General features: G+C 71.2%; 23 protein-coding genes. 9 read left to right on the top strand and 14 right to left on the bottom strand.

The window, feature by feature from the left end:
* Positions 1–76: 76 nt before the first annotated feature.
* The gene (locus tag BM430_RS20425) at positions 77–973 is read left to right on the top strand and encodes a TIGR01459 family HAD-type hydrolase (RefSeq protein ID WP_093569089.1); all 897 of its coding nucleotides are present in this window, start codon (positions 77–79) and stop codon (positions 971–973) included.
* Positions 974–1,033: 60 nt separating this feature from the next.
* On the opposite strand, the gene BM430_RS20430 is transcribed toward BM430_RS20425, so the two are convergent.
* The gene (locus BM430_RS20430) at positions 1,034–1,633 is read right to left on the bottom strand and encodes a protein phosphatase CheZ (RefSeq protein WP_244539582.1); all 600 of its coding nucleotides are present in this window, start codon (positions 1,631–1,633) and stop codon (positions 1,034–1,036) included.
* A gap of 210 nt (positions 1,634–1,843) precedes the next feature.
* A complete protein-coding gene (locus tag BM430_RS20435) occupies positions 1,844–2,227 on the bottom strand; it encodes a response regulator (protein ID WP_048452414.1) in 384 nt (127 codons plus the stop codon).
* 266 nt (positions 2,228–2,493) lie between these two features.
* Here BM430_RS20435 and BM430_RS20440 point away from each other — a divergent pair, with 266 nt between their 5' ends.
* Positions 2,494–3,489: a bifunctional riboflavin kinase/FAD synthetase gene (locus BM430_RS20440; RefSeq protein WP_093569091.1), complete on the top strand. Its 996-nt coding sequence runs from the start codon at positions 2,494–2,496 to the stop codon at positions 3,487–3,489.
* 48 nt (positions 3,490–3,537) lie between these two features.
* Here BM430_RS20440 and BM430_RS20445 read toward each other — a convergent pair whose 3' ends face one another.
* Positions 3,538–3,777, bottom strand: coding sequence for a hypothetical protein (locus tag BM430_RS20445; RefSeq protein ID WP_093569092.1), 240 nt, complete (start codon positions 3,775–3,777; stop codon positions 3,538–3,540).
* Positions 3,778–3,841: 64 nt separating this feature from the next.
* On the opposite strand from BM430_RS20445, the gene BM430_RS20450 reads away from it, so the two are divergent.
* Complete coding sequence (locus BM430_RS20450; RefSeq protein ID WP_093569093.1) at positions 3,842–4,456, top strand: cadmium resistance transporter; 615 nt, start codon at positions 3,842–3,844, stop codon at positions 4,454–4,456.
* On the opposite strand, the gene BM430_RS20455 is transcribed toward BM430_RS20450, so the two are convergent.
* Together BM430_RS20455 and BM430_RS20460 are read right to left on the bottom strand one after the other, a co-directional pair.
* Positions 4,431–4,913, bottom strand: a complete 483-nt coding sequence (locus tag BM430_RS20455; RefSeq protein ID WP_177303114.1) for a GNAT family N-acetyltransferase — start codon at positions 4,911–4,913, stop codon at positions 4,431–4,433. The two genes, BM430_RS20450 and BM430_RS20455, sit on opposite strands and share 26 nt — an antisense overlap.
* Positions 4,913–5,155, bottom strand: coding sequence for a type II toxin-antitoxin system Phd/YefM family antitoxin (locus BM430_RS20460; RefSeq protein ID WP_348273088.1), 243 nt, complete (start codon positions 5,153–5,155; stop codon positions 4,913–4,915). Before BM430_RS20460 ends, BM430_RS20455 begins: the two co-directional genes overlap by 1 nt.
* Positions 5,156–5,715: 560 nt before the next feature.
* On the opposite strand from BM430_RS20460, the gene BM430_RS20470 reads away from it, so the two are divergent.
* The 6 genes from BM430_RS20470 (at position 5,716) to BM430_RS20495 (ending at position 14,004) form a co-directional block, all read left to right on the top strand.
* The gene (locus tag BM430_RS20470; protein ID WP_093569096.1) at positions 5,716–6,237 is read left to right on the top strand and encodes a helix-turn-helix transcriptional regulator; all 522 of its coding nucleotides are present in this window, start codon (positions 5,716–5,718) and stop codon (positions 6,235–6,237) included.
* A gap of 287 nt (positions 6,238–6,524) precedes the next feature.
* Entirely contained in the window at positions 6,525–9,509 is a 2,985-nt protein-coding gene (ileS, locus tag BM430_RS20475; RefSeq protein WP_093569097.1) for an isoleucine--tRNA ligase, read from the top strand.
* Positions 9,510–9,516: 7 nt separating this feature from the next.
* Positions 9,517–10,014 carry a signal peptidase II gene (gene lspA, locus BM430_RS20480; protein WP_093569098.1) on the top strand — a complete coding sequence of 166 codons (498 nt, stop codon included), beginning with the start codon at positions 9,517–9,519 and terminating at the stop codon, positions 10,012–10,014.
* A gap of 132 nt (positions 10,015–10,146) precedes the next feature.
* Complete coding sequence (locus BM430_RS20485) at positions 10,147–10,806, top strand: hypothetical protein (protein ID WP_093569099.1); 660 nt, start codon at positions 10,147–10,149, stop codon at positions 10,804–10,806.
* A 422-nt stretch (positions 10,807–11,228) separates the two neighbouring features.
* On the top strand, positions 11,229–12,605 hold the full coding sequence (locus BM430_RS20490) for a M16 family metallopeptidase (protein WP_177303115.1): 1,377 nt from the start codon (positions 11,229–11,231) through the stop codon (positions 12,603–12,605).
* Between the two features lie 97 nt (positions 12,606–12,702).
* On the top strand, positions 12,703–14,004 hold the full coding sequence (locus BM430_RS20495) for a M16 family metallopeptidase (protein WP_093569101.1): 1,302 nt from the start codon (positions 12,703–12,705) through the stop codon (positions 14,002–14,004).
* Between the two features lie 477 nt (positions 14,005–14,481).
* On the opposite strand, the gene BM430_RS20500 is transcribed toward BM430_RS20495, so the two are convergent.
* From BM430_RS20500 to rsfS, 9 genes are all read right to left on the bottom strand, one after another.
* Positions 14,482–14,745 (bottom strand): BQ00720 family protein, encoded by a 264-nt coding sequence (locus BM430_RS20500; RefSeq protein ID WP_093569102.1) that lies wholly within the window; start codon positions 14,743–14,745, stop codon positions 14,482–14,484.
* 90 nt (positions 14,746–14,835) lie between these two features.
* Entirely contained in the window at positions 14,836–15,270 is a 435-nt protein-coding gene (locus BM430_RS20505; protein ID WP_093569103.1) for an Hsp20 family protein, read from the bottom strand.
* 152 nt (positions 15,271–15,422) lie between these two features.
* Positions 15,423–16,079, bottom strand: a complete 657-nt coding sequence (locus BM430_RS20510; RefSeq protein ID WP_093569104.1) for a DUF2939 domain-containing protein — start codon at positions 16,077–16,079, stop codon at positions 15,423–15,425.
* A gap of 34 nt (positions 16,080–16,113) precedes the next feature.
* Positions 16,114–16,647 carry an RNA pyrophosphohydrolase gene (locus tag BM430_RS20515; RefSeq protein ID WP_093569105.1) on the bottom strand — a complete coding sequence of 178 codons (534 nt, stop codon included), beginning with the start codon at positions 16,645–16,647 and terminating at the stop codon, positions 16,114–16,116.
* Between the two features lie 81 nt (positions 16,648–16,728).
* Complete coding sequence (locus tag BM430_RS20520; protein ID WP_093569106.1) at positions 16,729–17,919, bottom strand: divergent polysaccharide deacetylase family protein; 1,191 nt, start codon at positions 17,917–17,919, stop codon at positions 16,729–16,731.
* A gap of 134 nt (positions 17,920–18,053) precedes the next feature.
* Positions 18,054–19,382, bottom strand: a complete 1,329-nt coding sequence (locus BM430_RS20525) for a S41 family peptidase (protein WP_093569107.1) — start codon at positions 19,380–19,382, stop codon at positions 18,054–18,056.
* Complete coding sequence (locus BM430_RS20530) at positions 19,382–20,662, bottom strand: murein hydrolase activator EnvC family protein (protein WP_244539588.1); 1,281 nt, start codon at positions 20,660–20,662, stop codon at positions 19,382–19,384. The genes BM430_RS20525 and BM430_RS20530 overlap by 1 nt, the downstream gene beginning before the upstream one ends.
* A 44-nt stretch (positions 20,663–20,706) precedes the next feature.
* On the bottom strand, positions 20,707–21,195 hold the full coding sequence (rlmH, locus tag BM430_RS20535; RefSeq protein ID WP_093569109.1) for a 23S rRNA (pseudouridine(1915)-N(3))-methyltransferase RlmH: 489 nt from the start codon (positions 21,193–21,195) through the stop codon (positions 20,707–20,709).
* A gap of 132 nt (positions 21,196–21,327) precedes the next feature.
* A complete protein-coding gene (rsfS, locus tag BM430_RS20540; protein WP_093569110.1) occupies positions 21,328–21,660 on the bottom strand; it encodes a ribosome silencing factor in 333 nt (110 codons plus the stop codon).
* Between the last annotated feature and the right edge of the window lie 100 nt (positions 21,661–21,760).

The following is a 21,760-nucleotide window of genomic DNA, read 5'->3' on the forward strand; positions in this document are numbered from 1 at the left end:
GGGGCGAACCGCCTTTAAGCCCGGTGCGACCTCCTGCTGCGATGCAGCGAGGACGAGGCGGGCAGGAGTGGCAGAGATGATCCGCGCGAGCCATCCGGGCGAGGTCGCGATCCTGAACGGGATCGCCGGCATCGCGTCGAGCGTCGACCTGATCCTGTGCGACGTCTGGGGCGTGCTGCATGACGGCGTCCACGCCCACCGGGGCGCGAGCGACGCGCTGACGCGCTTTCGCGCCCTGCCGGGCGAGCGGCCGCGCCGGGTGGTGCTGGTCTCGAACGCGCCGCGGCCGGGCAGCGCCGTGCTGGCGCAGCTCGACTCCTTCGGCGTGCCGCGCACCGCCTACGACACCATCGTCACCTCGGGCGACCTCACCCGCCGGCTGCTCGCCGAGCGGGCGGACGCCCCGATGCACCATCTCGGACCCGACCGCGACCTGCCGATCTTCGAGGGCCTCGACCTCGCCCGCGGCGGGCCGAACGAGGCCGCCCACGTGGTCGTCACCGGCCTCCTCGACGACGAGGTCGAGACGGCGGCGGATTACCGCGCCGTGCTGGAGCCCTGGGCCGCCCGCGGCGTGACCCTGATCTGCGCCAATCCCGACCTCGTGGTCGAGCGCGGCGAGCGGCTGATCCCCTGCGCCGGCGCGATCGCGGCGCTCTACGAGGAGATGGGCGGCGCGGTGGTCTATGCCGGCAAGCCGCACGTCCCGGTCTACGAGGCGGCGCTGGCGACGGCGGAGGCGCTCGACGGCGGCGCTCCCCTCCCCCGCGACCGGGTGCTCGCCATCGGCGACGCGATCCGCACCGACGTCGCCGGCGCGCGGGCCTTCGGCATCGCGTCCCTGCTGGTGGCGCGCGGCATCCATGCCGAGGAGCTGGGCGTCGCGGCGGGCGCCCCGCTCGGCGACATCGCCCATTGGCTCGAGTCCCAGGCCGTGCATCCGGACGGCGTGATCGATCTGCTGCGCTGGTAGCAACGACGAGGACCCGGGATACGGCTCGCCGCATTCCGGGTTCTTCCGTCACTCCAAAGATCAGGAGAACAGGGCGTCGATCGCGTCCTGCGGGGTCGCCGGCCCCTTGAGCTGCGGGCCGTTGAGCAGCAGCGTCTCGGCGCGGGCCTTGCGGCGGGCTTCTTCCGGGTCGTGGTCGGCCTCACCATCGCGCACGTTCACCACGGTAGAGAACTGCGACAGGCGCTTCTCGAGCTGGCCTAAGGCCTCCACCACCTTGGAGATGCGCTGGCCGGTAATGTCCTGGAAGGTGCAGGCCTCGAAGATGTCGCCGATATGCGCCTCGACCTGGCTGCGGTACTCGTCAAGGGTCTTGGCCTTGATGGCCATCATCGCCTCGGCCGATTCCATGATCCGGTTGGTGGCGCTGGCAGTGGCGGCGACGACGCTGCCGAGCTCGTCATGCGCCATCGGAATGCGGTCGCGGGTGAGCTCCTGGGCCCGCAAGGCCGCGATGCCCCGCTTGAGCTTGGTGATGTAGTCGGCGATCTCGCGCAGCTCGTTCACCGCGGCGGCTTGGTTCGCCGGATCGGCCTGGGTCGCGCGGGCCACCGGCGCCTCCTGGCCGCCCAGCAGCCGGTTGAGGGCGGAGCGCGGTCCCGCCGTCATCTGCCTGAGCACGTGGTCGCTCCCCGCGAATGGGTTGTTCTCGGATCGGATGTCCGCGGATCGTCGATCCCGGGACCGGGCATCTCGGGCGCGGGTCTCATGCGCCGGCGATCACGGCGCCGGTGCGGCCGGGTGGTCCGGCGCGGGGGAGCGGCCGGCCTCTCGGCCCTGGCCGCCCGATCCCGCGCCCGGGAGACGCCGCCCGTCACCGCGCCGGCGCGATCACGCGCCGCAGACCGCCTCGATCTTGGTCTTCAGCGTCTGGGCGTTGAACGGCTTCACGATGTAGTTGTTCACGCCGGCCTTCTTCGCCGCGATGACGTTCTCGGTCTTCGACTCGGCGGTGACCATGATGAACGGCGTGGTGCGCAGGGCATCGTCGGCCCGGACGTGGCGCAGCAGCTCGTAACCGGTCATCGGCTCCATGTTCCAGTCGGAGATGACGAGGCCGTACTTCTTGGTCTTCAGCTTCGCCAGGGCGCCGGTGCCGTCCGAGGCGTCGTCGACATCTTCGAAGCCGAGCTGCTTCAGCAGGTTGCGGATGATGCGGACCATCGTCTGGTAGTCGTCCACGACGAGGATCGGCATGCCGAGGTCAAGGGCCATGGCTTACGGCTCCGGTGGCGGGCGCGACGCATCCCCGTGCGCGACGAACCCCGCTTGGATCATCAGGGGAAGCACCGGACGGCGCTTCTGGTCTGAGCTTGTACTTCCACCCCCCTTGAGAAGGGGTTAATCCGGCCGGGCACCCCCGCCGCCCTCCCCCTGCCCCACTCCCGCCGCCCGCTTGCGGCTTGACCCCACGAGCGGATTTCGACAGGGTCCGGCCGCCTTCGAGACAGCCCCCGCTTCCGTCAAGCCAAGGACCGTTGATGCCGCGCGACGAGACTGCCCCGCGCCCCGTCGCGTCGCCCTTTCCCGTCCACCGCGACGGCGAGCCGGTGCCGGGGGGCCTCGGGGGGGGGGTCGCGGCGCTCGGCAATTTCGACGGCATCCACCAGGGTCACCGCGCCCTGATCGCGGCGGTGCGGGAGATGGCGGCGGAGCTCGGCCGGCCGAGCGCCGTCCTCACCTTCGAGCCGCATCCCCGCGCCTTCTTCTCGCCCGACACGGCGATGTTCCGCCTCACCGGCGAGGGCGAGAAGCTCGCAGTGCTGCGGCGGCTCGGCATCGACGGCGCCTTCGTCCGCCGCTTCGACGCCGGACTCGCCGGCACGAGCGCGGCGGATTTCGTCGCCGGGACCCTCAAGGGCGAGCTCGGCCTGTCGGGCGTGGTGATCGGGCACGACTTCCATTTCGGCCGCGGCCGCGAGGGGACGCCGGCGATGCTGGAGGCCCTCTGCGCCGAGAACGGCCTCGCCTGCCGGATCGTGCCGGCGGTGGCCGCCGGCGGCGGCGAGGCACCGGTCTCGTCGAGCGCGATTCGCGCGGCGCTCGAGGCCGGCGACGTCGCGACGGCCAACCACCTCCTCGGCTACCGCTGGTTCGTCGAGGGCGAGGTGCGCCACGGTGACAAGCGCGGCCGCACGCTCGGTTTCCCGACCGCCAACGTCGCGCTCGACGCCTGCGCGCTCGCCCACGGCATCTACGCGGTGCGCGCCCGCCTGAGTGACGGCGGCGTGCGCGACGGCGTGGCGAGCTACGGGCGCCGCCCGACCTTCGACGACGGCGCGCCGCTCCTCGAAACCTACCTGTTCGACTTTTCCGGCGATCTCTACGGCCAGCGCATCGCGGTCGAGTTCGCCGGCTTCATCCGCGGCGAGGCGCGCTTCGACAGCGCCGAAGCCCTTGTCGCCCGCATGCACGAGGACGCGGCCGAGGCGAAGCGGATGCTGAACGCGGACCGCACGCCCTCGATGCTCGGGTGACCTTGGCTCGGGTGATCCGCCTGAGGTGAGGTGCCGGTTATCCGGGCGCTATTCCGGGATGAATTCGCGGATCGGCGCGTCGGTGTCGGCGTCCCGCCCCCGCGGGCGCTTGGCCCGGCGCATCGTGCCGGGATCCTCGTCGGGGATCAGCAGCGGATCGGTCGGCGTCACCGAACCGGTGGCGTCGACATCCGCCGGGATCGGCCGCTGCGGCGCATGCCGATCCAGAGCGACGGCCGGGACGGTCGACAGCGCGGCGAGCGCGAGGACGGAGAGCAGGATCTTCATGACGAAGCTCCGGAACGACTGAGCCTGTCCGTCAACCGTGCGACGGCGCGCCTCGTTCCTCCGGATGATCACGCCCCTGCTGACCGATCTCGGCGTCGCCATCGTCCTGTTCGCCTCGACCAATCTCGACGACATCGTCGTGCTGCTCGGCTTCTTCTCGGATCCGCGCTACCGCCCGGCCCAGATCGTCGTCGGGCAGTGCCTCGGCATCGCCGCCCTGGTGCTGGCGGCGCTCGCCGGCGCGCTCCTGTCCCTGGCGGTGCCGCCGGCCTGGCTCGGCCTCCTCGGCCTCGTCCCGATCGGGCTCGGCTTGCGCCGCCTCCTCGCCCTGCAGGACGACGCGGAGGACGAGCCCGCGCGCGGCGCGTCCTCTCTCGGCAACACGCTCGCGGTCGCCGGGGTCACGATCGCCAATGGCGGCGACAATCTCGGCATCACCACGCCGGTCTTCGCCACCGCGCCGGCCTCCCGGCTGATCCTGTTCGTGGCCGTCTTCGCCGTCATGACCGCGCTCTGGCTCGCCCTTGCCCGCGGGCTCGTGCGGCATCCGGCCTTGAGCGCCCCGATCCGCCGGTTCGGCCGGGTCGCGACGCCGTTCGTGCTGATCGCGCTCGGCGTGATGGTGCTGGTCGAGGCGGGGACTGTGTCGTGGATCACCGTAGCGGCGTCACGGGGATGAGATGCGTGGCATTCGGCTCGGCAGACTCCTGGAAGCCGAGGCGCCGGTAGAACGCGGCCGCTTCCGCCGACGCCGCGCGCAGGCGGACGACCCGGAAGTGACCCTCGGCCTCCCGGAGCAGGGCTCGCACGAGCACGGCACCGATGCCGAGGCGTCGGTGCGTCGCCAGGACGTAGACGTGCCGCAGCCGGCCAATCCCGTCGTCCGCGACGTAAGGATCGCGGTTCAGCCCACCCACGCCGACGAGGCGGGCGCCGTGCCAGGCTCCGAGCAGCCTTTCCCCGGGTCGGTCGAAGCGGTTGGCGCCGGTCGCATGGTCCTCGAACAGGCGGCGCACGAAATCGACGCGCCACATCTCGGCCTCCGCGCGAAGCGGCTCGGCGAAGGGGCCTAGCGTGACGAGGGGGGTAATCCTGAGATCGGCCGAAGCGGCGCCATCGGTGGCGGAATGCGGCATCAGAACTCGATCTCCCGCATTCCACCATCGCGCGGGGGCAGATCGTCCGCATCCAGCGGCGCGGACATGAGTAACCGACCGAACGACAGAGGCCGTGCCAAGCGCTGCCATACCTCGTCGCCCGGCTGAACGCCCTCGGGGCGGCCGTCCCGGGTGGTGGCCGAGGGCTCGCCCCGGCGGGCATGATCGATAAGGGTTGAGAGTGTTGCGATCGCCTCTCGTAACTGACTTTCGTACATCATGCGCTCGCGATCCTCATGGCGATCATGATGATCGTACTTACGGAAGTAAAGGTCTGGATCGGAGCGCGAGGGCTCACATCGAACGGCGCGGTAAACGCTCGGGCACCGACCGGTACCGGACCGTCATGTCCGTCGATTCGACTGGGTGGAGCGCCGTTCGTACCGTTGGGATCGACGTGATAGTGTTGGCCAAGACCGGGACGCTGTCGCCGTTCGCAGACCGCGTGCGCCGCGATGATGCCCGATAGGCCGTCCGTTCTCGCTCGCAGCCCGGGAGATCGGCAGGCGTTGACACCTGTTAACGGGCGCACGATATCAGGGGCCTGTGATGGTGAGACCGCGCCACCCCAACAAGGAGGTCGAGGCGGCCGTGGCCTACGCCGAGTCGAAAGGCTGGAGATTCCGGAGTCAGGGACATTGGGGGCGCATGTATTGCGCACAGTCGGATCGCGACGGATGCCAGTTCGGCGTGAATGGAACCCCGAGGGACGGGGATGCCCATGCCCGGCAGATCAGGCGCGCCGTCGACCGGTGCCCCCATATCGAGGAAAGGGCGGACGATGAAGATCTATGAGTTCAGCATCATCGCGTCCGGTCCCGATCCGCACGCCGACGATTTCGAGACGCGGTTCTACGATTCCGGTTGCGACGATGCGCTGGTGGCCTTCCAGAAGGGGCACATCATCCTCGACTTCGCCCGGGAAGCAGCTTCGATCGAGGAGGCGCTCTCGACGGCGGTCGAGGCCGTGCAGCGCGCCGGAGCGCGCGTGGACCGGGTCGAGCCCGATCCCCTCGTCACCCTCTCGGAGATCGCCGCGCGCGCAGGGTTGTCGCGCGCCGCGGTGACCCACTATGCCAAGGGGGAGCGCGGCTCGGGCTTTCCGGCTCCGGTCGCGTGCGTCACCACCAAGTCCCCGCTCTGGGAATGGTCCCAGGTCGCCGAGTGGCTCGCCGCACGCGGCGTCCTGTCCGGTGACGTGTCGCAGCAGGCGGCATCCATCAGCAGGATGAATGCGGCGCTGACGGCCCGGCAGGCGGTAGGTCGGGCCGAGTCGCGCGACCGTGAGCGGCATCCGGCCTGACCCGGTACGGCATCGGCGAGGCGTCGCACGCGTGTCCGCCCGCAGATGCTCCGGAGCGGCGCGAAGCCCTCCCCGCAACACCCCGCTTCCCCCGCCCGCCCGCCGCTGCTAGAAGCGCCGGATGATCGAATCGCACCCGCGCCGCGTCGCCATCCGGCGAATTACGAGCCCGGCTTCCGCCTGAGGGCCGCTCGCGGCCGCGCGGAAGGCCGGGTTGCTGCCGTTTCGCCGCTGCGATTCCCTCAAGAGGGCTGCGCCTTTCGCGCCCCAGACGAGCCTTGATGTCCATGACCGAGCACAAGCCCGAGCCTAAGCCCGCCGCCGGGCGTGACTATTCCGAGACCCTGTTCCTGCCGGTCACCGAGTTCCCGATGCGGGCCGGCCTGCCGCAGCGCGAGCCGGAGATCCTGGCGCGCTGGGCGAAGACCGATCTCTACGCCCGCATCCGCGAGGCCGCCGCCGGCCGGCCGAAATTCGTGCTGCATGATGGCCCGCCCTACGCCAACGGCCACATCCACATCGGCACGGCGCTCAACAAGATCCTGAAGGACATCGTCGTCCGCACGCAAGGAGCGCTCGGGCACGACGCCAACTACGTCCCGGGCTGGGATTGCCACGGCCTGCCGATCGAGTGGAAGATCGAGGAGCAGTACCGCGCCGCCGGCCGCAACAAGGACGAGGTGCCGGTGGTCGAGTTCCGGCGCGAGTGCCGGACCTTCGCCGAGCACTGGCTCTCGGTGCAGCGGGAGGAGTTCAAGCGCCTCGGCGTCACCGGCGACTGGGATCATCCCTACCTGACCATGGCCTACCCGGCCGAGGCGGCGATCGCCCGCGAGCTGATGACCTTCGCCACCACCGGCCAGCTCTATCGCGGCTCGAAGCCGGTGATGTGGTCGGTGGTCGAGAAGACCGCGCTCGCCGAGGCCGAGGTCGAGTACGAGGACCACGTCAGCGACACCATCTGGGCCGCCTTCCCGGTCGTCGCCTCGAAGACGGCACCGGACTTGCAGGACGCCCGCGTGGTCATCTGGACCACCACCCCATGGACGATCCCGGCCAACCGGGCCGTCGCCTATTCCAAAAAAGTATCCTACGGACTGTATCGTGTCGTTGCTGCGCCTCAAGAGAACTGGTCTCAACCTGGTGTTCGTTACGTTGTTGCTGACAAACTGGCGGGCGACGTCTTCAAGGCAGCGCGGGTCGAGTCCTTCGAGCGACTGAGCGACGTCTCGGCCGACGACCTCGCCGGCCTGACCCTGGCGCATCCGCTCGCCGCCTGGAACGACGGCTACGGCCACGCCGTGCCGATGCTGGAGGGCGAGCACGTCACCGACGAGGCCGGCACCGGCTTCGTCCACACCGCACCCAGCCACGGCCGCGAGGATTTCGAGGTCTGGATGGCGAACGGCCGCGGCTTACGCGAGCGCGGCATCGAGACGGCGATCCCCTACACGGTCGATGCCGACGGCGTGCTGACCGAGGCGGCGCCCGGCCTCACCGGCAAGCGCGTCCTCGACGAGAAGGGCCAGAAGGGTGACGCCAACAAGGCGGTGATCGCCGCGCTGACCGCCGCCGGGACGCTGGTCGGCCGCGGCACGCTCAAGCACAGCTACCCGCATTCCTGGCGCTCGAAGAAGCCGGTCATCTTCCGCAATACTCCGCAATGGTTCATCGCCCTCGACAAGCCGGTGGCGACGCTCCACGACGCGACGCTGCGCGACGTGGCCCTGCGCGAGATCGCCGTTACCCAGTGGGTGCCGCCGCAGGGGCAGAACCGCATCACCGGCATGATCGCCAACCGCCCGGACTGGGTGGTGTCGCGCCAGCGCGCCTGGGGCGTGCCGATCACGGTGTTCGTGCATCGCGAGACCGGCGAGATCCTGCGCGACGACAAGGTCAATGAGCGCATCCACGCCGCCTTCGCGGCGGAGGGGGCGGATGCCTGGTTCACCGATGCCGACGGCGCCCGCTTCCTCACGCCGGACTACGACCCGGCCGCCTACGAGAAGGTGACCGACGTCCTCGACGTCTGGTTCGATTCGGGCTCGACCCACGCCTTCACGCTCGACGACCCCGAGGCCTTCCCGGGCCTCGCCGGCATCCGCCGCCGCCGCGACGGCGGTGAGGATACGGTGATGTATCTCGAGGGCTCGGACCAGCACCGCGGCTGGTTCCACTCCTCGCTGCTCGAATCCTGCGGCACCCGCGACCGCGCGCCCTACGACGTGGTGCTGACCCACGGCTTCGTCCTCGACCCCAAGGGGGAGAAGATGTCGAAGTCGAAGGGCAACACCGTCGCGCCGCAGGACGTGATCAAGAGCTCGGGCGCCGACATCCTGCGCCTGTGGGTGGCGGCCTCGGACTACACCGACGACCTGCGCATCGGCCCGGAGATCATCAAGACCTTCTCCGAGACCTACCGCAAGCTGCGCAACTCGCTGCGCTGGATGCTGGGCACGCTGGCCCATCACCGGCCGGAGGACCGCGTCGCCCCCGAGGCGATGCCGGAGCTGGAGCGCTTCATCCTGCACCGCCTCGCCGAACTCGACGGCGAGATCCGCGACGCCTTCCGCACCTTCGACACCAAGCGGGTGGTGGCGCTGCTGAACGGCTTCATGACCGGCGACCTGTCGTCGTTCTACTTCGACGTGCGCAAGGACGCGCTCTACTGCGATCCGATCTCGTCGGAGACCCGGCGGGCCGCGCTCACCGTCGTCGACGAGGTCTTCCGGCGCGTCACGGTCTGGCTCGCCCCGGTCCTCGCCTTCACGGCGGAAGAGGCCTGGCTCGCGCGCACCCCGTCCGAGACGGCTTCGGTCCACACCGAGACCCTGCCGGAGACCCCGGCCGCGTGGCGCGACGAGGCCCTGGCCAGGCGCTGGGCCAAGATCCGCCGGGTGCGCCGGGTGGTGACGGGGGCGCTCGAGATCGAGCGCGCCGCAAAGCGCATCGGCGCGAGCCTCGAGGCGGCCCCGACAGTCTTCGTCGCCGATTCCGATCTGCTGGCGAGCCTCGACGGCATCGATTTCGCGGAAGTCTGCATCACGTCGGATATCGCGGTCGAGGCCGGCGAGGGTCCGGCGGACGCCTTCCGACTCGACGAGGTCAAGGGCGTCGCGGTGGTGCCGGCCCTGGCGCAAGGCCGCAAATGCGCCCGCTCGTGGAAGGTTCTGGGAAGTGTCGGCAGCGATCCGGACTATCCGGACGTGACGCCCCGCGACGCGCAGGCCCTGCGCGAGTGGGACGCGCTCCACGCCAAGGCCGCCGAGTAGGGCGGGGATGCGTCCCCTCCCCTTCGGTCTCCTGGTCGCGCTCGTCACCCTGGTCCTCGACCAGGGGACGAAGCTCGGCCTGCTGTTCCTCGCCGACCTGCCCCTGCGCGAGCCGGTGGTGCTCGCGCCCTTCGCGCAGCTGATCGTGGTGTGGAACCGCGGCGTCTCCTACGGGCTGTTCCAGCAGGATTCGGCGCTCGGGCGCTGGCTGCTCGTGGGGGTGTCGCTGGCGGCGACGGTCGCGCTCTCGGTGTGGATGGCCCGGGCCGGCAGCCGCTGGCTCGCCGGCTCGCTCGGCCTCATCGTCGGCGGGGCGGTCGGCAACGCCATCGACCGCGCCGCCTACGGCGCGGTGTTCGACTTCGTCCACCTCCATGCCGGCGGCTGGTCCTGGTACGTGTTCAACGTCGCGGATGCCGGCATCGTCTTCGGCGTGGTCGGGCTCCTCTACGACGGGCTGGTGCTGGAGCGCCGCCGGGCCCCGGCAACCGGCGGACAGACCTGAAGACTCGTGTGTGTCGCGGGCGCCACGCCGGCTCCGGGCGTTGCGCCCGCTGACGGCCACGCCATACCTTCGCCCGAAACCGCCCCCACCCAAGCTCGCAAGCAGGGGAGCGGGACAGGCAAGGGGGCCAGCATGCTCGACAAGCGCACGATATTCGCCGCGGTGACGGTCGCGGGCCTCGCGGTCTCGTCTGGCGCGCACGCCCAGGAGGGCGTCGCGATGAAGAACGCCCTGTCGTCGATCGGCCTGATCGAGCCCCAGCGGCCGACCATCACCTATCGCGAGCGCGCGCCGCTGGTGCTGCCGCCGCACATGGACAAGGCCGCCCTGCCGCCGCCGGTCGACCGCCGCGCCGTGCGCGAGGCCAACCCGCAATGGCCGACCGATCCCGAGGCCGTCGCCCGCGACCGCCGCGCCGCCGAGGACCGCAAGCCGATCACCCGCGGCTATAGCGGCCGGATGAGCGACAATAACGCGACGATCTCGGTCCAGGAGATGCGGGCCGGCCGGCGCGAGGGCGCCAACATGACGACGGAGCCGACCTACAAGCCGGGCGACAACGTCAAGGAGTCGTTCTGGCTCAACCCGATGCAGCTGCTGGCCGGCAAGAAGGCGGACGAGGATCCGAACCTTCCCGACGTCGAGCCGTCCCGCGACGCGCTGACCGAGCCGCCGACCGGTTACCGCAAGCCGCCGAACGGCAAGATCGCCCGCACCGAGAAGGGCCCGAACGCGATGATCAGCGACCGCGAGCAGGCCGATCCCGGCGCCTATCTGCGCTCGCGCCAGTAACGTTTCCGAGACCGTCTTCGAGTTCCAGCCCCGGGCCGCACCAGCGACCCGGGGTTTTCGTTGGTCGAGACCCGCTCGCCGTGCAGAGCTCCGAGCCGGATTGCCCCAAGGGCCGCTCCGGCGGCACGAAGGTCAAGCTTCCGATGAATGTCCGTTCACGCTTCAACTAAGCCATAACGGGTCGGATCTGCGTCGAGTGCATTTCTCCGCAGTTCTCGGGTCCCCCCTGCCACAAAATGCTCTAGAACAGGGTCTCTAACGGCCAGCGACCCCGGTGGCCGGCCCGCCGGCCGGCTCGGACGCCCCGCTGGCCCGTGACTCGCATGAGCCGCAAGCCTCTCTTAAGTGAGCCGGTTCACGATCCAACACGGGTGGCCCGTCCGGCCGCCCGGCTAAGGTAGATCAGGATGCCCCCATACAGGATGCGCCCCGCCCCCGGCCTCGTCTGCCCCGTCAGCGCCACCCTGCGCACCGACGCGGCGCCCTTCGGCCGAGCGGAGGCGGGCGGTCCCGACGTGGCGTCCTTCGTGCTCGACAACGGCCTCGACGTCGTGGTGGTGCCCGACCACCGCGCCCCGGTCGTCACCCACATGGTCTGGTACCGCAACGGCTCGGCGGATGATCCGCTCGGCCAGTCCGGCATCGCCCACTTCCTCGAGCACCTGATGTTCAAGGGCACCGAGACCCACCCGGTCGGCGCCTTCTCGAAGGCGGTGTCGAGCTTAGGGGGACAGGAGAACGCCTTCACATCGTTCGACTACACCGCCTACTTCCAGCGCGTCGCCCGCGAGAACCTGAAGACCATGATGAGCTTCGAGGCGGACCGGATGACCGGCCTGATCCTCGACGACGCCGTGGTGGCGCCCGAGCGCGACGTGGTGCTGGAGGAGCGCCGCATGCGGGTCGAGACCGATCCGGCGGCCCAGCTCTCCGAGGCGATGGCGGCCTCGCTGTTCGTGCACCACCCCTACGGCATTCCGATCATCGGCTGGATGCACGAGATCGAGGAGCTGAACCGCACCCACGCCCTCGACTATTACCGCCGCTTCTACACCCCGGAGAACGCGATCCTGGTGGTCGCCGGCGACGTCACCGCCGACGAGGTCCGGCGGCTGGCCGACGACACCTACGGCGTGGTGGCGCCGCGGGGCGCCCGGCCGCAGCGGGTGCGGCCGCGGGAGCCGGAGCCGCGGGCGGCGCGCCGCCTCAGCGTCGCCGATCCGAAGGTCGAGCAGCCGACGCTGCAGCGGCTCTACCTCACCCCCTCCTGCATCACCGCCCGCGACGGCGAGAGCCACGCCCTGGAGCTGCTGGCCGAGGTTCTGGGCGGCGGGCCGACCTCCTACCTCTACCGCAGCCTGGTGCTGGACCAGGGCGTCGCGGTGAATGCCGGCGCCTGGTACATGGGCTCGGCGATCGACGACACCCGCTTCTCGGTCTACGCCGTGCCGGCGGAGGGCGTGAGCCTGGAGAAGCTCGAGGAGGCCCTCGACCGGGCGCTCGCCCGCGCCCCCTCCGAGGCGCTCTCGGCCACCGCGATCGAGCGGGCGAAGACCCGCCTCGTCGCCGAGACGGTGTACTCCTCCGACAGCCAGTCGTCGCTCGCCCGCATCTTCGGCTCGGCGCTCGCCATCGGCGAGAGCATCGAGGAAGTCCGGCGCTGGCCGGCGGAGATCGAGGCGGTGCAGGCCGCCCACCTCGCGGCCGTCGCCGAGCGCTACCTGGTGCCGGCCCGCTCGGTCACCGGCTACCTGACCAAGGGTCAAGCGGCGGGTCAAGCGGCCGCGGCGGCCGCCTGATCGCGACAGTCCGGATACCGCCCGGCGCCGTCTCGCGTCGCCGGGCGGACTCCTCTCTTCCAAGACATACTCTTCCAAGACACAACAAGAGGTCCTCATGACCCCGGCCGACGCCGTCTCCCGCACTGCCGCCGCCTCGTCCTCCTCCTCCCCGACCCAGGCGCGCCCCGTCCTCTCGGCCCGCGGCATCGAGGCCTGGCACGTCGCGTCGCCGATCGTCCCGCTGATCGCGCTCGCCTTCACCTTCGAGGGCGGCGCCGCGCAGGATCCCGAGGGCAAGGCCGGTACCGCCCAGATGCTGGCCCGCCTCCTCGACGAGGGCGCCGGCCCGCACGATTCCGACGCCTTCCAGGAGCGCCTCGCCGCCCGCGCCATCGAGCTGAGCTTCCATGCCGGGCCGGACGCGATCGGCGGCTCGCTCAAGATGCTGGTGAAGCACGCCGACGAGGCGATCGAGCTCCTGGCGCTCGCGCTGGCCCAGCCGCGCTTCGACCAGCTGGCGATCGAGCGGGTGCGGGCGCAGATGCTGGCCGGCCTGCGCTACCAGCAGAACGATCCCGGCGTCATGGCCTCGCGCCGCTTCTTCGCCGAGGCCTATCCGGGCCATCCCTACGGCCGGCCCTCCTCGGGCACGATCGAGACCGTGTCGTCGATCACCCGCGACGACCTCGTGGCGATGCATCGCCGGCTGCTCGCCCGCGGCCGGGTCAAGGTCGCGGCGGTCGGCGCCATCGACGAGGAGACGCTGGTGCGCGCCCTCGACGCCGCCTTCGGCGCCCTGCCGGAGGGCGGGGAGCTGAATGCGGTGCCGGCGACCGCGATCACGGGCCTGGGGCGGCGCATCGTCGTCGATCTCGACGTGCCGCAATCGGTCCTGCGCTTCGGCACCGACGGCGTGGCGTGGCGCGACCCCGACTTCATCCCGGCCTACGTGCTCAACCACATCCTGGGCGGCGGCGCCTTCACCTCCCGGCTGTTCCAGGAGGTGCGCGAGAAGCGCGGCCTCGCCTACTCGGTCGGCACCTCGCTGGTCAGCCACCGCGCCGCCTCGATGACCTGGGGCTACACCGCGACCAAGAACGAGCGCGTCGCCGAGTGCCTGACGGTGATCGCCGACGAGATCGCGCGGCTCACCAGCGACGGCCCCTCCGACGACGAGCTGCAGAAGGCCAAGGACTACCTCACCGGCTCCTACGCGCTGGGCTTCGACACCTCGACCAAGATCGCCCACCAGCTGGTGCAGATCGCCTTCGAGGGGCTGGGCATCGACTACATCTCCCGCCGCAACGGGCTGATCGGCGCGGTGACGCAGGCCGACATCCGCCGCGCGGCGGCCCGCACCCTCGGGGACGGCAAGCTGCTGGTGGTGGCGGCCGGGCGGCCGACGGCGATGGAATGAGGACAGGGGGCGGTCTGACCGCCCCCTTTGTACCCTCCTCCCCGGCTCGCAGGGCATTGCGACGGGGGATACGTGCCGCCGAGCAAACCGGATCGCCGACGAGGTCATCGCGGCAAATCGAAGAGTACGAACGCCCGTGAGGGCGTACAATCAATCGTAAGCCGCTCCCTTTTCCCGGACGACTGCAGCGTCAGCGGAAGGAGATCCGGGATCCAGCACAAAAAGCCGCGAAGCGTCTGCTTGACTGCAAGGGTGCAGTATACAGAGCCGCCTCGCGGCACGTCTTGCGCTGGATCCCGGATCTCCTTCCGCTATCGCTTCAGTCGTCCGGGAAAGGGGAGAATTTTGACGACGGGCGGTGTTCTCAAGCTGCGACGCCCGAATGGCCGCGCGGTCATCAGCAGACCATCACGAGGACCGCCGCGTCGGCCCGGGAGCGACGCCGCCGCCGTCCCGAGCCGCCAAGATCCGCCAAGATCAATGCACGCTGAGCGCCTGCAGGTCGTGCGCCCACGCATTGGCGAAGGCCGCGTCGCGGCTGTCGGTCAGCAGGATCGGGGCGCCGCTCGCCGAGAGCAGGGCGAACACGTCGAGGCCGGGGGTGAGGTCCGGAGCCTGCGGGAAGAGGCGCTTGACCTCCTCCGAGCGCATGGCGCGGACATAGGCCACGTGGCCCTCGCCGAGGGCGGCGAGCGCGCCGGCGTCGATGGTGGAGTCGAGGTTCAGGGTGGTGTCGGACATGATGCGCCCTCCTCTGAAAGGCAGCAGGACGGTGGATCGAGCGGACCCCGAAGCGGCCCGTCGACCGGTGTGACCCCGATATGGGGATGGTCAGGCGTCGTCGCGCGACCCGATGTCGATCCGTCGCACGATGCGCTCCGGCTCGGGCCGGGCGAGGTCGATCGAGAGCAGGCCGTTCGACAGGTCGGCGCCCAGCACCTCCATGCCGTCGGCGAGCAGGAAGGCGCGCTGGAACTGCCGGGCGGCGATGCCCCGGTGCAGGAAGGTCCGGCTCTTGTCGTCGGCCTGGCGGCCGCGGACGATGAGCTGGCTCTCCTCCAGGGTCACGTCGAGCTGATCGCGGGTGAAGCCGGCCACCGCCAGCGTGATGCGCAGCCGCTCCGGCTCCCGCTCGGTGCGAGGCAGCCGCTCGATGTTGTAGGGCGGATAGCCGTCATTGGCGGCCTTGGCGACGCGGTCGAGCGCCTGCTCGATCTCGTCGAAGCCCAGCAGGAACGGATGCCCGAACGGCGAAGGACGCGTCATGATGTCGGCGAAGCCCTGTTGCGAGAGGCACTTCGGTCAGGTCCGGGCCCGCTCGGCGCAGCGCCCGTCGGGGCCGACCGCAACTCCGCCGGCCCATGCCGAGATATGAGGGGCGCGGGGCAGCGCATCAAGGGGACGGGGCCCCTCGGGCCTCAGCGCTGCATCGCCCCGGTGAGCCGCTGGCTGATGCGCTCGCGCAGTGCGCCCGGCAGTTCCAGGTCGACGAGGCGCCAGGTCCAGCCGCGCAGGCGCAGGCGCAGGCGGAACCGGTTCTCGATCGGCCGGTCGGGCGGGTAGCTCACCACCATGCCGCGAAACCCCCGCGGCTCGGCCGAGCGGAAGAGGGCGAAGAGCTGGCTGAACGTCGAGGCGTGCAGGCCCAGCGCGTTCCTGTCCTTCGGGGCTGCGGGGGACGCGGCCGTGGTGTCGCCGGGCGCGGCCTCGCGGGCGCCGCCGTCGCGGGCGAGGCCGGCGCGCACCGGCCAGCCGTCGTCGAGGAGGTCGATCAGGGTCTCGGGGGTGACGAGGGACTCGACCAGCGGCTCGGCCAGCGCCCCGCTCGCCTCGGTCAGGATGGTACGCTCGCGGGGCGACAGGTCGCGGCGCGCCGCGATGCCGTCGACCGCCGCGGCGAGCGCCTGCTTGGTCAGGGACAGCCGCAGGGTCCGGAAGTTCACCCTTTGCGCCACGGCCGCCGCGTCGTGCGCCTGCACCGCCTGCGACAGGCGGTAGAGCGCGACATAGGGCGAGATCCCGTAGGCGACCCACAGGAGCACGACGACGAGGCCGGCGAGCCAGCAGCGGGTCATGGGACGGTGCCGGCGGGCGGGCGCAGGGGACCGGTCACGCCGGGCGCGCGAGGTGGGCGAAGGCGGCGATCACCTGCTCGTAGACCGGGCGCTTGAACGGGATGACGAGGTCGGCGAGGTTCGCCAGCGGCTCCCAGCGCCAGCCGTCGAACTCCGCCTTGTGGGCGCCGCCGCCCGGCCGCAGGATGTCGATCTCGCGCTCGTCGCCGTCGAAGGCGAAGGCGAACCACTTCTGGGTCTGGCCGCGGTAGCGCCCCTTCCAGGGCTTGCCCGCCGCGAAGGTCGGCAGGTCGTAGGAGTACCAGCCCGGCGCCTCGGCGAGCAGGCGCACCGATGTCGGGGCGACGTTGGTCTCCTCGTAGAGCTCGCGCAGGGCGGCGTCCCGCGGCGCCTCGCCCTCGTCGATGCCGCCCTGCGGCATCTGCCAGGCATGGGCGCCGAGATCGGCCGATTCATGCCGCCGGTGGCCGGCGAAGACCAGCCCGTCGCGGTTGAACAGGGCGATGCCGACGCAGGGCCGGTACGGAAGGCTTGCCAGGGCGGAGCCGGGGCGGTGAAGCGATGCCATGGGGCGACCTTAGAGCAATTTCCCTGCCTGTGGACCGACCATCCGGCGAAAATGCGGGGGGAGCGTGGCCGTGGCGACGATTCAGGGTCCGGAACGCATGGCTCGGCTCGCCGGCACCAGCAGGATGCCCCGGGATTCGAGATCGCGCGCCCAGCGGGCGATGCGGTCGATCGTGAGGGGCTGGCCGGTGGCCGAGCCGAGCACGAAGCCGGACTTGCGCGCCGCCTCCTCCAGGCGGGCGAGCTCACGGTCGATCGCGTCCGGGCGCGGCACCGCGTCGACGACGATCTCGGCCCGGGCCGCCGGCACCTTGGCCTTGCGGGCGAGGTCGCGGGCGAGCGAGCGCGGCGAGGTGCCGTCGTCGAGGAAGCCGAGGCCGCGCCCGCCGACCTCGCGCAGCACCGGCTCCAGGGCGGCGGCTTCGCCGGTGAGGCGCGCACCCATGAAGTTCATCACCCCGACCGCGCCCTGCACCCGGGCGAGCACGAAGGCGAGACGGTCGAGGTTCTCCGCGGGCTTGGCGCCCGCCAGCAGGGTCTGGGGGCCGGGATCGTTGTCGGGATAGTCGAACGGCTCCATCGGCACCTGCACCAGCACCTCGTGCCCGGCCTCGCGGGCGCGGGCGGCGCTGCGGGGGACGTCGGCGCCGTAGGGCGCGAAGGCCAGGCTGACCGCCGGCGGCAGGCGCTGGATCGCGTCCTGGGTCGCGGCCTGGCCGATGCCGAGGCCCGACACCACGAGGGCGATGCGGCCCGCGACCGCCCCGCCCCGCTCCAGGCCCGCGGCCTCGGGACGGGCATAGACGTCGAGAGGCCGGGCGCCGTCCGGGCCGACCTTCGGCAACGGCCCGTAGCGGCCGCGCTCGGCGAGGCGCGGGTCGGGGGCGGGGTTCAGGCGGATCGGACCGCCCGGCACCCGGATCACCACCGAATCCGGCGCGCTCGTGCCGTCCGGCCGGTTCACCGCGACCCCGGAGGCCCGCTCGACCTCGACGGCGCTGCGGCTCGCCGGATCGGCAGGGGCCGGGACCGCCGGCTCCGGCACCGGGGCGACCGGGGCCCGGACCTCGATCGCCGCGACGGCGTAGGGCTCGCCGGCGAGGGGATCGTCGCCGAGGACCAGGAATGCGGCGAGGCCGAGGGCGCCCGCGCCGAGAGCGATCGCCGCGAGCGCCTTCGGCCGCAGGACGGCGCGCCAGTGCTTGACGCGGGCGGTCGCCTCGTCCCTCAGCCCGAGGGGACGGGTCAGGATGGTGTCGGACGCGAGCGGCACAGGCGTGAGGTCCCGCGACCGTGTCGCTGCCAAGAAAGCGGAAGGCCCGCAGCGCCGGTCGTTCGACCGGTATTGCGGGCCTTCGTGGTAAATGCCGGGTTAAAAACGGGGCCTGAGCGGCACCCGCCTCACCGTCAGTTCGGCTTCGGCTCCGTGGTCTTCGCCGTGTTGGCGGCGCCCTTCTGCACGCCGTGCAGGAAGTCGACCGCGGCGATCAGCTGCTTGTCCTTGGCCGGGTCCGGCGGGACGTAGGCCGACGAGCCGCCGCGCTCCTCGGCGTCCTTCTGCTTGAGGTGGCCCTTCAGGCCGGCCTCGCCCTTGGTCTCGTCCTTGCCCTTCAGCTCGTCGGGCACGTCCTGCAGCACCTCCTGGTCCGGCTCGATGCCCTTGGCCTGGATCGATCGGCCGGACGGGGTGTAGTAGCGCGCGGTGGTGAGCCGCAGAGCGCCGTTGCCGCCGAGCGGGATGATTGACTGCACCGAGCCCTTGCCGAAGGAGCGGGTGCCGAGCACCGTCGCCCGCTTGTGGTCCTGGAGCGCGCCGGCGACGATCTCGGAGGCCGAGGCCGAGCCGCCGTTGACCAGCACCACCACCGGCTTGCCCTTGGTCAGGTCGCCGGACTTGGCCGAGAAGCGCTGGGTCTCGTCGGGGTTGCGGCCGCGGGTCGAGACGATCTCGCCGCGGTCGAGGAAGGCGTCGGAGACCATCACCGCCTGGTCGAGCAGGCCGCCCGGGTTGTTGCGCAGGTCGATGATGAAGCCCTTGAGCTTGTCGCCCGGCAGGTCGGTCGAGAGCTTGTCGACGGCGGCCTTCAGGCCGTCATAGGTCTGCTCGTTGAACTGGGTCAGGCGGATGTAGCCGATGTCGCCGCCCTCGGTGCGCGAGCGCACCGGCTTGATCCGGATCAGGTCGCGGTTGAGCGTGACCTCGAGCGGATCCTTGGCCTCCTTGCGGGTGATCTTGAGCTTCACCGGCGAGTTGACCGGCCCGCGCATCTTGTCGACGGCCTGGTTGAGGGTCAGGCCCTGGACCTGGTCGCCGTCGATCTGGGTGATGATGTCGTTGGCGAGCAGGCCGGCGCGGGCGGCGGGCGTGTCGTCGATCGGGGTGACGACCTTGATCAGGCCGTCCTCCATCGTGACCTCGATGCCGAGGCCGCCGAACTCGCCCTTGGTCTGCACCTGCATGTCACGGAAGCTCTTGGCGTCCATGTAGCTCGAATGCGGGTCGAGCGAGGTCAGCATGCCGTTGACGGCCGCCTCGATCAGCTTCCCCTCGTCGGGCTTCTCGACGTAGTCGGTGCGGATCTTCTCGAACACGTCGCCGAACAGGCTGAGCTGGCGATAGGTCTCGGCCGAGGCGGCGACGGCGCTCGTGCTCGAGAGCAGGTGGGTCTGGGTCGCTACCGTGGCCGTCCCGGCGCCCAGGACGGCTCCGAACAGGACGAGGGAAACTTTGCGCATTATCCGCGAACCTTCTCGCTTGACCCTCTGGCCCACCAAGGATCCGGGTCGATGGAGCCACCGTCTTTCTTGAACTCGACGTACAGGACGGGATCGTTCCGCCCACCGGCTCCTGCCGAAGGTGCGGAGCCCGTGTCTCCCATCACGGCGACCGGCTCCCCCGCTAGCACGAACTGACCCACCTCGACGTTGATCTGGTCCATGCCCGCCAGGAGCAGATAGTAGCCGTCGCCCGCGTTGATGATCAAGAGACGACCGTAGGAGCGGAACGCCCCCGCATAGGCCACCCAGCCGTCGGCCGGAGAGGAGACGACGCCGCGCGGGCGCGTCATGAGCGATATGCCGCGGGTCGTCCCCCCGGCGCCGTCGGGGCTGCCGAAGGTCCGCACCACCTCGCCGCTCGCCGGGCGCGGCACCAGGCCGCGCACCTGGGGGAACGGCACCTTGGGGGCGAGGCGCGCCGGATCGCGCAGGGCGGCGGCCGCGAAGCGCTCGCGGGTCTCGCGGCTCTCGGCCTCCGCCGCCTCCTTCGCCGCGCCCGCGGCGCGGCGGGCATTGGCGAGGTCGCCGTCGAGGCGGTCGACCAGGTCCTTGAGCGAGCGGGCCTGGCCGGCGAGGCCCGTCGCGCGGTCGCGCTCGGCGGTGAGACCGCTCTCCGCCTCGCCGAGGCGGGCCTGGCGGGCGGCGATGAGGGCGGTGAGGCGCTGGCGCTCGGCGGCCCAGCCCTTGATGTCGCCGCCCAGGGTCTCCTGGTCGGCGGCGATGAGGCCGCGCAGGCGCACCAGCTCGGCGAGGTCGCCGGCCAGGGTCTCGGCCTCGCCCTGCAGCTCGGGCACCACGGCGCCGAGCAGCATCGAGGTGCGGATCGCCGCGAGCACGTCCTCGGGCCGCACCAGCACTGCTGGCGGCGGCCGCCGTCCCATGCGCTGGAGCGCGGCGAGCACCTCGGCGATGACGCCGCGGCGGCTCTCCAGCGAGCGGCGGAGCGCCGTCTCGCTGCCGGCCATGGTCTGGAGCCGGGCTTCGAGGTCGGAGATGCGCCCCTCCGCTTCCTGCGCCTTGCGGGCGGCGTCGATCAGGGCCTGGTTGAGCCGGGCGCCGTCGCCCTTGATCTCGGCCACCTCGCGCTCGAGCTTGGCCTTCGACTCATTGCTGGCCTGGAGCGCGCTCTCGATCGCCCGCAGGCTCTCGGCGCGCCGGTCCTTCTCGGCCTGCGCCTTCGCCACCGGATCGAGGTCCGGCGCCGTCTGGGCGCGCGCCGGCAAATCCAGGATCGGCACGGCGAGGGCCGCGGCCAGCAGAAGGGCGGGAAGGAGCGCTCGGGTCACGGGGCGCCGCGGTGATAGGGGTGGCCGGAGAGGATCGTCATGGCCCGGTAGAGCTGCTCGAGGGCCAGGACCCGGACGAGGCCGTGCGGCAGGGTGGCGGCCCCGAAGGCGAAGACGAGGTCCGCCCTGGCCCTGACACTAGGATCGAGGCCGTCGGCGCCGCCAATCACGATGGTGAGACCGGGCCGACCGCCGTCGCGCCAAGCACCGAGCTGGTCGGCGAAGCCGAGGCTCGTCACCGCCTTGCCGCCCTCGTCGAGGACCACCAGGGCAGCGCCGGGCGGGACCGCCGCCAGGATCGCGCCGGCTTCCTCGGCGCAGCGGTCCGGCGCGCGCCGGGCCCGGCTTTCCGGGATCTCGGTCGCCTGTACGGCGGAGAAGCCGAGGCTCCGACCGAGCACGTCGGCGCGGCCACGATATTCCTCGGCGAGGTCGCGCTCGGGGCCGCGCTTGAGGCGGCCCACCGCGACGAGGGCGAGCCGCATGGCGGCGTGTCCGTCCCAAGAGCATTTTCCGACGAAGCGGAAACCGATTCGTCGTAGAAAATGCGGAAAAATCAAAGACCTAGAGAGCCCCACGATCGCAACGCGATCGTGGGGTTCTTTAGCGTTGCGGGTTCAGCCGGCGAGGCGGTCGGCCGGACGGTCGGCGCCCCAGATCTTCTCGAGGTTGTAGAAGTGCCGCACCTCGGGCCGGAAGATGTGGATCAGGATGTCGCCCGCATCGATCAGCACCCAGTCGCAGGCCGGCATGCCCTCGACCCGGGGATTGCCGAAGCCGCGGGACTTGAACTCCTGGATCACCTTGTCGGCGATGGAGCCGACATGGCGCTGGGAGCGGCCGGAGGAGATGATCATGGCGTCGGCGATGGAGGTCCTGCCGACGAGGTCGATCTCGACGGTGTCCTCGGCCTTCATGTCCTTGAGGCAGGCGAGGGCAACCGACCTCATGTCCGCGGCCTCGGGCGCGCCGGTCGTGGCATCCTGCGCCTGGGCTTCAGCGGGAAGCTCGGTGTCCTGAGCTTCGTGAGAGATTGCGTCGTTCAGTGCC

This window comes from Methylobacterium sp. 174MFSha1.1 (genome assembly GCF_900116815.1).
In the GTDB taxonomy this organism is placed as follows: domain Bacteria; phylum Pseudomonadota; class Alphaproteobacteria; order Rhizobiales; family Beijerinckiaceae; genus Methylobacterium.

Bases quoted from the DNA above. Each gene is read 5' to 3' on its own strand.
- BM430_RS20485 (WP_093569099.1), top strand. From the start codon at position 10,147: ATGCTCGACAAGCGCACGATATTCGCCGCGGTGACGGTCGCGGGCCTC.
- BM430_RS20500 (WP_093569102.1), bottom strand. From the start codon at position 14,745: ATGTCCGACACCACCCTGAACCTCGACTCCACCATCGACGCCGGCGCG.
- BM430_RS20510 (WP_093569104.1), bottom strand. From the start codon at position 16,079: ATGACCCGCTGCTGGCTCGCCGGCCTCGTCGTCGTGCTCCTGTGGGTC.
- BM430_RS20455 (WP_177303114.1), bottom strand. From the start codon at position 4,913: ATGCCGCATTCCGCCACCGATGGCGCCGCTTCGGCCGATCTCAGGATT.
- BM430_RS20450 (WP_093569093.1), top strand. From the start codon at position 3,842: ATGATCACGCCCCTGCTGACCGATCTCGGCGTCGCCATCGTCCTGTTC.
- ileS (WP_093569097.1), top strand. From the start codon at position 6,525: ATGACCGAGCACAAGCCCGAGCCTAAGCCCGCCGCCGGGCGTGACTAT.
- BM430_RS20490 (WP_177303115.1), top strand. From the start codon at position 11,229: ATGCGCCCCGCCCCCGGCCTCGTCTGCCCCGTCAGCGCCACCCTGCGC.
- rlmH (WP_093569109.1), bottom strand. From the start codon at position 21,195: ATGCGGCTCGCCCTCGTCGCGGTGGGCCGCCTCAAGCGCGGCCCCGAG.
- BM430_RS20505 (WP_093569103.1), bottom strand. From the start codon at position 15,270: ATGACGCGTCCTTCGCCGTTCGGGCATCCGTTCCTGCTGGGCTTCGAC.
- lspA (WP_093569098.1), top strand. From the start codon at position 9,517: ATGCGTCCCCTCCCCTTCGGTCTCCTGGTCGCGCTCGTCACCCTGGTC.
- BM430_RS20435 (WP_048452414.1), bottom strand. From the start codon at position 2,227: ATGGCCCTTGACCTCGGCATGCCGATCCTCGTCGTGGACGACTACCAG.
- BM430_RS20460 (WP_348273088.1), bottom strand. From the start codon at position 5,155: ATGATGTACGAAAGTCAGTTACGAGAGGCGATCGCAACACTCTCAACC.
- BM430_RS20525 (WP_093569107.1), bottom strand. From the start codon at position 19,382: ATGCGCAAAGTTTCCCTCGTCCTGTTCGGAGCCGTCCTGGGCGCCGGG.
- BM430_RS20425 (WP_093569089.1), top strand. From the start codon at position 77: ATGATCCGCGCGAGCCATCCGGGCGAGGTCGCGATCCTGAACGGGATC.
- BM430_RS20515 (WP_093569105.1), bottom strand. From the start codon at position 16,647: ATGGCATCGCTTCACCGCCCCGGCTCCGCCCTGGCAAGCCTTCCGTAC.
- BM430_RS20445 (WP_093569092.1), bottom strand. From the start codon at position 3,777: ATGAAGATCCTGCTCTCCGTCCTCGCGCTCGCCGCGCTGTCGACCGTC.
- rsfS (WP_093569110.1), bottom strand. From the start codon at position 21,660: ATGAGGTCGGTTGCCCTCGCCTGCCTCAAGGACATGAAGGCCGAGGAC.
- BM430_RS20495 (WP_093569101.1), top strand. From the start codon at position 12,703: ATGACCCCGGCCGACGCCGTCTCCCGCACTGCCGCCGCCTCGTCCTCC.
- BM430_RS20440 (WP_093569091.1), top strand. From the start codon at position 2,494: ATGCCGCGCGACGAGACTGCCCCGCGCCCCGTCGCGTCGCCCTTTCCC.
- BM430_RS20470 (WP_093569096.1), top strand. From the start codon at position 5,716: ATGAAGATCTATGAGTTCAGCATCATCGCGTCCGGTCCCGATCCGCAC.